An 8,386-nucleotide genomic window follows, 5' to 3' on the forward strand; every position below is an offset into this window, starting at 1 on the left:
CGCAGGCGGCAACGGCGGCGGCGCCGCATTGAAGCCCTGGCCCAGGAAGCTGGCCGGCGGCGGCGGGGGCGTGGCCGCCTGCTGCAACTGCGCAATCTGCGCCTTGGCCGCCTCCAGTGCGTGCTCCAGCAGCAAGGTGCGCTGCACCAGCAGATACGCGGCATCGGGTTGATCGGCCAGGCGCGCGTGGATCAGCGCGTCGGCCTGCGGATCTTTGGCCACCCCGCCGGCGCTGCGCAGGCGCGCCAGGAAGTCTTCGAGAAGCTGCTGTTCTTGCGGAGTCATACCCGTACCTGGATGCGATGACCGGCCCAGTGCCGGCACGGCACGGTATGGGCATGGCCCGGCGCAGGCCAAGGGTGGGTCCGAGCTCCGGTGTATCGGCATTCATCAATCGCGCGCGCCAGCACAACCAGACCGGCAGCCGCACTGGCGAACTCCGACATTCTTCCGACAACGCGCGCCAGGTACGCCACCACTCCAAGCGCAGACGCCCTGATTATTCCGCGTCGATGTCCGAACTGGAGGAGGACGTCGCATGCGGCAGCCGCGCCGCCCACATGTTGTCGACCAGGTTCGGATACGGGCGGCCATTCTCTTCGGCGCGCTGCTTCGCCGTTTCCTTCTGCGCCGGCGACAGCGGCTGGCTGCGCTGGCCGCGCGGATTCGGTTTCTTCCATGGAGGCGTCTTGGACGAGGGCATGGGCGTCAGGGTGAGCGGAGAGGCGCCATCGTGATCCGGCCATGCATGCGTGGAGGGTGAAGGCCTGCCGGGACGCGCCGGCAGCTGCGCGCGCCATGCTATTCCGACTCCACCCCGGCAAGCGCGAACACCCAGCGCGGCACCACCGGCTCGCCAGCATAGAAGTCTTTCGGCTTGTCCTCGGCCATCGCCCAGCGGTGCAGCCAGCTGATCCCGCCGGGGCCGGTGTAGCCCTCGGCATGGGTGTAGGCAGCATCGCGCAGCGCCTCGTCCAGGCCGATGAAGGCATAGCCGCGGCGGCGCGTGGCCGCGACCAGATCCGGGAAGGCGGCAGCGTTCAGGGCATTGGCATGCATCAGCCACACCTGCGGAATGCGGCGGCCGAACAGGGCCTGCGACTCGCGCTCGAAATAATCCAGCTTGTTGAGCATGTACGGCACGTAGCCCTTGCGCAGCCGCAGCAGCATGGCATCGCGCGCCGGGCCTGGCGGCTCGTCCAGCACATGCGCGTAGGCGAACGCCCACACCCACTCGCCGCTGTCCACGGTGACCGGCGCAATGCGGTAGCCGTGCGCGGCCAGAAAGGCATTGACCGCCTCACGGTCGGCGACGCTGCGGCCGGTCGCCAGGTAGGGATGACGGAACCACTGCAGCGACTGGCCACGTTCCGCTAGCAACGGCCGCAAGGTGCGTTCGCCGCGCACGATCGCGTCCCCGTATGCCGGCACGCCGACCTGGTGCAGGTTCACGTGGCCATAGGTGTGGTTGCCCAGCGCATAGCCGGCGTCCAGCCAATCGCGCAGCATCGCGACCCGTTGCGGTTGCACTTGCCCATCCTGCTCGAGCTTGTCTTCGTTGACGAAGCCGACGATGGGCACCTGCGCCTGCCGCAGCGAGGCCATCAACTGCGCATGCAGCGCCGGCAACTGCGCTGGCGGGGTCTGCTCGATGCGTTGCCACGGCAGGTCGTCGATGGTCACCGCGATGCGACGCGTGTCGTCCTGGGCCTGGGCAAGTGCGGCGACGCACAGCAGGGCCGGCAGCAGCAGGTGGCGAAGCAGTCTCATCGGGCGCTCCTGGTCGTGGAAGCGGCAGTCTATCCGGATGGCACCATGGTCGACGTTGCGCTGTGCGCAAGTCGCCAGCGGCGCGAACGCACGAGCAGCGCTACACCAGCCACGCGTCGCGCCGGTCGCGCCATTGATTACCGCCGAATCGCTGTTCATTTTCGAGCCAGCCACTGCGCCGGCATCCGCGTAACCTTGCCCGCCTCCCACGCTCGTTTCGTGCCAGGCGCCTTCGATGTCTCCTGCTTCGTCTTCGCATACGCCGCTGTCGCCGGCGCCTTCGCTCGCGCCCGCGCTGGACGCCGCGCACATGCCGCGCCGATTCGCGCCGCTGGATCGGCGGGTGCTGCGCGTCTGCGCGTTGGCGTTGCTGGTGGGCATGCTGGTCGCAGTGGCCGCCCATGTGCTGATCGCCTTGATCGCGCTCGCCACCAACCTCGCCTACTACGGGCGCTGGAGTATCGAAGCCGTCAGCCCCGCCGGTCACCACCTCGGCGCGTGGGCCATCGGGCTGCCGGTGGTCGGTGGCCTGATCGTTGGCGCGATGGCGCGTTGGGGCTCGCGCGCGATTCGCGGCCATGGCATTCCGGAAGCGATGGAGCAGGTGCTGCGCAACGAAAGCCGCATCCCGCCGCGGATGATCTGGCTGAAGCCAGTGTCCTCGGCGGTGGCCATCGGCACCGGCGGGCCGTTCGGCGCCGAAGGGCCGATCATCGCCACCGGTGGCGCGCTGGGCTCGCTGTTCGGGCAGTTGCTGCGCGTCACCGCCGACGAACGCAAGGTCTTGCTCGCCGCGGGTGCCGCCGCCGGCACCGCGGCGGTGTTCGCCGCGCCGATTTCCGCCGTGCTGCTGGCGATCGAACTGCTGTTGTTCGAGTGGCGCGCGCGCTCGCTGATTCCGGTGGCGCTGGCCGCGGCGGTCGGCGCTGGCGCGCATCTGGCCCTGGAAGGCAGCGCACCGATGTTCGCAGTGCCCGCGCTGGCCGCAGCGGATGCGCTGGCGTTGGTGGCGTATGTGATGCTCGGCCTGCTCTGCGGCCTCGCCGGTGTCGGCATCACCAAGCTCACCTATGCCGTCGAGGACGGTTTCGAGTGCTTGCCCATCCACTGGATGTGGTGGCCGGCGCTCGGTGGCATTGCGGTCGGGCTGATCGGCTGGTGGATGCCGCTCACCTTGGGCGTCGGCTACGACAATATCGCCGGTGCCATCGCCGGCCACCTGGCGGTGTCGACCCTGCTGGCGCTGTGCGTGGCCAAGCTGCTGTCGTGGTCGATCGCGCTGGGCAGCGGCACCTCCGGCGGCACGCTGGCACCGCTGTTCACCATCGGCAGCGCGCTGGGCGGTGTGCTCGGCGCGGTGCTGGCGACGCAGGCGCCCTGGCTGCACGTCGACCCGCACATGGCCGCACTGGTGTGCATGGCCGCGGTGTTCGCCGGCGCCTCGCGCGCGTTCCTGACCTCGGTGCTGTTCGCCTTCGAGACCACCCAGCAGCCGCATGCGCTGCTGCCGTTGCTCGGCGCCTGCGCCGCGGCGTATCTGGTGTCGGGCCTGAGCATGCGCCATACCATCATGACCGAGAAGATCGCGCGCCGCGGCGTGCGCGTGCCCAGCGACTACGCCGCCGATTTCCTCGACCAGATCGCCGCCGGCGACGCCTGCAGCCGCAATGTGGTGGCGCTACGCGGTGAAGACGCTTTGGGCGAGGTGCGCGCACGTATCGCCTCTGGCGACGCCGCCTTCCGGCATCAGGGCTTCCCGGTGCTGGATGCCGACGGGCACCCGATCGGCATGCTCACCCGCCGCGACCTGCTCGATCCGCAGCAGCACGACGAGCTGCATCTGGCCGCCTTGCTCCGCCGCCCGCTGCTTGCCGTGCGCGAGGATCATTCCTTACGTGAGGCCGCCGACCACATGGTGGAAGCCGAGGTCGGCCGGCTCGTCGTGCTCGGCCGCGACGCACCGCATGGCATGGTCGGCATCCTCACCCGCGGCGATTTGTTGGCCGCACATGCGCAGCGGCTGCGGCAGGCGCGGGATGCGCAACACCGCAGGCGGGGTACGCCGGTGGGCGCGCAGCGCTGAAAGGCGCCCAGCGTCGCGTGCTTCCTTCGGGACGCGACCTGCCACGTTGTTGCCGCTTCGCCGCGATCTTCTGGTTCCCTGTGATGATCGACCGTGGCGGCTCATTCACCGCGCGTCATGCTTCGCATGTCGCGTAGCAGCGGCTCCAGCCGCGACGGGGATTCCCACTCACGCGCGTCGCGGTAAAGCCGCTTGTGTCTTATGAGGGTCTATCCCTGCATCCGCTCCGGCTCGCCCCTGGTCAAGACATCCGCGCCTGACGGCGGCCGGCAAACCGGCCAAGGTCGCCATCGTCGCATGCATGCACACGTTCCTGCGATGACCCAATGCCATCGCACGCGTTCAAGTCCTTCGCCCCTCCGACCATCGGGGATGCATGACGGTCGGCTCCTACGAATAGCGTTTCGTCTCTTTAGAGAATCACCACAGTCCCCCCTACCATTGCGTGGTGCGCCGTTCGTACAGGACGCCTGAACGCACCGCGCACAGGCCCACCTAATACTTCAGCGCATCCGCGGTCGGCGCCAGTGGTGCGAAGCGCGCGCCACTGAAATCATGCAGAAGCTCGAAGGCCGGCGCCCCCCGCCGCGCCACCTCGTGGATGTCGCTCTTGCGCAGGCGATAGAGACCGCCTTCGCGCGCGAACACCAGGTCGCCGCCATCCCACTCGGCCCAGTCGCTGCCCGGCAGATCGACCAGCACATTGCCCTCGCGGTCCAGCAACCGGTGATCCAGGCCATACCAGGCATGATTGTCCTGGCCAACCACATGCAGCAGCGACTGCAGGCGCCGACCGTTGACGCCGGGCTTCTCGCGCACGCGCGGGCGGCTGAAGCGGAATAGCGCATCGCTGCGCAGCGCGCCACGCTCGCCCTCGCCCTCATCGCGCAGGTGCCAACCGTCGCGCTCGCGCAACACGCCGTCGATCGGTTCGTCCTCGCCACCGCCCGAATGCTTGCCGAACGGACGCACACGCAGGTCGTGCGGCAACTGGAAGCCGGTCGGCATCGGAAAGGGATCGCGCCCGTCGCGTGGCCGATGGTTCAATAGCAAGCTCCGCTCGTCCTCGAACATCCCGCCGCCGCCCCAACTGTCGCCCTTCGGCCACAACGCCAGCGCGGTGAAGAACGGCGGCCGCGACAGCGCGGTCCAGGTGCCGAAGTCGCCATGCTGCTTGGAGGCGAAATAGACCAGCAGCCGCCCCGACGGCGACAGATCGCAGCGCCGCTCGTAGATGCGGCCCTTGAACCACTGGCCGTGCACGAAGCTGTCGTCGCGCAGGTCCCAGTGGATCAACTGCACCTGCTTGCTCGGCCCGCGGCGGAAGATCACGCCAGCACGGGCCTCGCGCGCCAGCAGGGCGAACAGGCGGGTCGCCGGCGGGCGCGATCCGCCCCTCTCATCCAGACCTTGCATGCGCTTGTCTCCCGATCGAGGCCGTCCTCCACTCTGGCACAGCTTGCCGCGACACCGCCAACCCTGGGCCGTGTCCCGCAGCGTGCAGCCAATCGACATACCCTCGATGCGTGGACTCGCGGACGGAGGTGAGGGAATCGTCATGGTCGCTCGTCTTAGGAAGAGTTCGCCAACGCGTGCGTTCGGCGACCCGCATGCTGCCTTTTCCTTCCTTCTCCTGGACATATCGCCCATGCAAGACACCGGTGCTACTGCAATCCACAGGCTAAACACGCTCGCTGCGCAAGGGCGCGACAGGATCGAGTTCCATGAAGGCGGCGTTGGGATTATCGTCCTGTTGTGGGGATTGGCGTTCTTCGTCATCGCCCCCTCCCTGCTGATGCTGACATTCTCATTCAAGCAGACATGGGGTGCAGCTTGCGTGGGGCTGGCCATCGGCGTCGGCCTCATCTTGCTCGGGCGCATGTTCCGGAAGCGGCGTGCCACGCCATTCCTTAGTCTCAGCGAAGCCGGCCTGCAGTATCCGGACCTCACCCGCCCGATCCCATGGACGAGCGTCCGCGGCTACCGCGTGGACGCCGGCCAACTTCCCGGCCAGAACCTGATCATGTTCGTGGACTTGTACGACGGCTGCGAGGTGCCGCTCAAGGATCCGCGCCTGGCCGGCGCGCGCCACAGCGTACGGCGCGCCTGGTACAACCCGAACGGGCACTGGATCGTCTTCAAGACCCTCGGCGTGCGCGGCATGGCGAGCGCCAGGCTGATCGACCTGTTCGCGACCTACCTGGAGGCCGGGCACGCGCGCGCGCAGCTGGCCGCCGTGGAGCGACAAGGCACGGCCTGACGCCAACGACCTTGCCGCAGATAGGGCCGCCAGTTCATGAGATGACAGGCAGTTGCTGGCGACCCTGGTGATCGGCGAATCGCGCCAAACGTCCTGCACCGGCGCCACGCACGATGGCGAACGATCGCGAGGGCCCAGGTAGCTGCTACCTGGCGATCACCGACGTTCCCCGCGGCCCCGCCACAAGCCGCGTTGCGCTCCGCCCAAGGCATACGACACGCGGCACCTCCTGCCCCCTTTGCCACCCTGTACCGCGAGCGCGACGGGTCGGCGAACCGATTGCCAGGAGCGCAGCGGATCGGCCGACCCGCTGCATCACGGCCGCTTCGCCCCACTGGGTGCCGCGTCCCAGGTCGCCATCGGGTACCACGTGCCGATGATCGACTGCAGCCATTGATCGAACGCCGCGCAGAGGCGCGCCGACGACGCACAGCGCACGGCATAGGTTCGCGTACCCGCCCGATAGTTGTCCCGAATCAGAACCACGGCATTCGCCCGCCCCTGACGTTCGTCGGACAGCCACCAGATCTGCGACGTCTGCGCTTGCTCGTCCCAGGTGGCATACATCGTGAACGGCTTGGGCACCTCGTCCTTCTTGAAGGCAGGATCGGACTGCACGCGCGCCGCGATCTCCTCGATGCGTCCCGCGGGCATCAGGCTGTCGTCACTCGTCGCAACGAGAGCACCGGGTTGCATCAGCATCGCCTTGAACCAAGACGGAAAGGAATCGATGGCGAAACGCGGCAACACCTTTCCGTCCGACGCATTCAGCGCAGGATCCATCGCGATCTCGACCCGTGCCCAGCGCTGGGCATCCGGCACGCCGGAAGGACAGACATAGCGCCATTTGCTCGCCGTCTGCAACGCGATGCGATCGAGATCGCGATTGCGTGTGGAGCGCTGTACCTGCACGTCACTGGCTTTCAGCCCGCCGACCTCCGCGTGCGAGTCCGCCTCCGCGGCGATCGGTTCCCCTGCCGCGGCGCCCAATGCCCCTCGGCCGAGCGAGACATCGACCAGGGCCGTGCCTTTGATACCCGCTTCCGCCATGAACCCCATCAGCACAGGAGGATGCTCCTTCCTGCTGGCGTCTTCGACACGACAGGTGGCGACGTCGGCAAGCGTCCTTCGCGTACCCATGACCGGCGTGGCGCTCATGGCATTGGCGGAGATGCCAAAGATGACCAGGAAAGGGACAAGCCTGGAAGGCGAGAGGTATTTGGCGCGCATAGCTGACATCCTTTTTAAAAAGCGAAGGGGCAGGACCTGGTGCATCTGTGCGATTTCCGCCTCGCTCAGCGGGTGCTTCGACGATTGAACCAATGGCGCGACGGCTGCACCGTTGGCGATCCGCATCGCCGCTCCGGCCGGTCAACTGCACCGCTCGTCGATCCGCTATGGCGAGTCGTGCAGAAGCACCAATGGCCCTGTGAGCGACGTCCGACACACGTCCTGATCCGGTCGGCGCGCGAACGCCGGCCAGTCGCATCTACTTGGCGATCACCGACGTCCCAGACGGCACCATGTAGCAAGCCTGCGCCTTGGCACAGGCTTCGGCGTTGATCTCGGCGATCTGGCTGGCCAGGTATTGCTCCGGGGTCAGGCCCATGCGGTTGCGGTAGGCGTTGTCCGCATCGGCCTTGGCCACCTGCTCCTGCTCGCGCTGGCGCTCGGCGGTGGTGGCTTCCACCAGGGTCTTGACCCGCTGCTGCTGCGCCGCGGTCAGGTTCATCTGCTGCAGCACGTCGGGATTGGGGCGGGCGCGGCCGAGGGTGATGTTCTGGATCTGGATCGGCAGGCCCTGCTCCTTGACCAGGGCACGCACGTTCTCGGTCACCGCCTCGTCGATCTTCCGTGCACTGTCCGGGTCGCTCATCATCCGCGTCATGTCGTAGCGCTTGACCTGGTCGCGCACGATCGCCGCGTACTGGCTGGCGACGTTGTTCTTGAACCAGTCCTGGCCGAAGCCGGACAGCAGCCGCGCCGGCGCGGTGATGCGGTACTGGATCTGCGTGGAGAAGTCCAACAGGATGTTGTCGCTGGACGAAAAGTCGTCGAAGGCCACCTGCACCGTCTGCGGCGTGGTGTCCACGTACACCGCCGACGTCGTCATCCACGTGTAGGTGCGGCCGGGATCGCGCACGTCGTCCAGGCGGATGCCGCCCTTGCCGAACAGCAGCGGCTTGTCCACCAGCACCGCCTGCTGCCCCGGATCGGGCGAGACCACGGTGCAGCCGCAGAGCAGGCTCGCCATCACGGCGGCCAGCGGAAGG

Annotated in this window: 8 protein-coding genes; 2 read left to right on the forward strand and 6 right to left on the reverse strand. The window is 67.8% G+C overall.

The genetic code is table 11. The annotated features are described in order from the left end of the window. From D588_RS0101760 to D588_RS0101770, 3 genes are all read right to left on the reverse strand, one after another. Positions 1-285 (reverse strand): DUF2076 family protein (locus tag D588_RS0101760; protein WP_017914754.1); only part of this gene is annotated, 285 nt, incomplete at its 3' end. A gap of 214 nt (positions 286-499) precedes the next feature. Then, entirely contained in the window at positions 500-703 is a 204-nt protein-coding gene (locus D588_RS0101765; protein ID WP_017914755.1) for a hypothetical protein, read from the reverse strand. A gap of 98 nt (positions 704-801) precedes the next feature. Continuing rightward, entirely contained in the window at positions 802-1,770 is a 969-nt protein-coding gene (locus D588_RS0101770; RefSeq protein ID WP_026143263.1) for a polysaccharide deacetylase family protein, read from the reverse strand. A 310-nt stretch (positions 1,771-2,080) separates the two neighbouring features. On the opposite strand from D588_RS0101770, the gene D588_RS0101775 reads away from it, so the two are divergent. Continuing rightward, entirely contained in the window at positions 2,081-3,853 is a 1,773-nt protein-coding gene (locus D588_RS0101775; RefSeq protein WP_017914757.1) for a chloride channel protein, read from the forward strand. Positions 3,854-4,348: 495 nt separating this feature from the next. Here the strand turns inward: D588_RS0101775 and D588_RS0101780 are convergent, their stop codons facing one another. Continuing rightward, a complete protein-coding gene (locus D588_RS0101780) occupies positions 4,349-5,269 on the reverse strand; it encodes a hypothetical protein (protein ID WP_017914758.1) in 921 nt (306 codons plus the stop codon). Positions 5,270-5,501: 232 nt separating this feature from the next. Here D588_RS0101780 and D588_RS0101785 point away from each other — a divergent pair, with 232 nt between their 5' ends. Continuing rightward, positions 5,502-6,113, forward strand: a complete 612-nt coding sequence (locus D588_RS0101785; protein ID WP_017914759.1) for a hypothetical protein — start codon at positions 5,502-5,504, stop codon at positions 6,111-6,113. 315 nt (positions 6,114-6,428) lie between these two features. Here D588_RS0101785 and D588_RS0101790 read toward each other — a convergent pair whose 3' ends face one another. Together D588_RS0101790 and D588_RS0101795 are read right to left on the reverse strand one after the other, a co-directional pair. After that, positions 6,429-7,469, reverse strand: coding sequence for a hypothetical protein (locus tag D588_RS0101790; RefSeq protein ID WP_017914760.1), 1,041 nt, complete (start codon positions 7,467-7,469; stop codon positions 6,429-6,431). A 133-nt stretch (positions 7,470-7,602) separates the two neighbouring features. After that, positions 7,603-8,367: an SPFH domain-containing protein gene (locus D588_RS0101795; RefSeq protein ID WP_043083046.1), complete on the reverse strand. Its 765-nt coding sequence runs from the start codon at positions 8,365-8,367 to the stop codon at positions 7,603-7,605. Between the last annotated feature and the right edge of the window lie 19 nt (positions 8,368-8,386).

Source organism: Xanthomonas sp. SHU 308 (genome assembly GCF_000364645.1).
In the GTDB taxonomy this organism is placed as follows: Bacteria; Pseudomonadota; Gammaproteobacteria; order Xanthomonadales; family Xanthomonadaceae; genus Xanthomonas_A; species Xanthomonas_A sontii.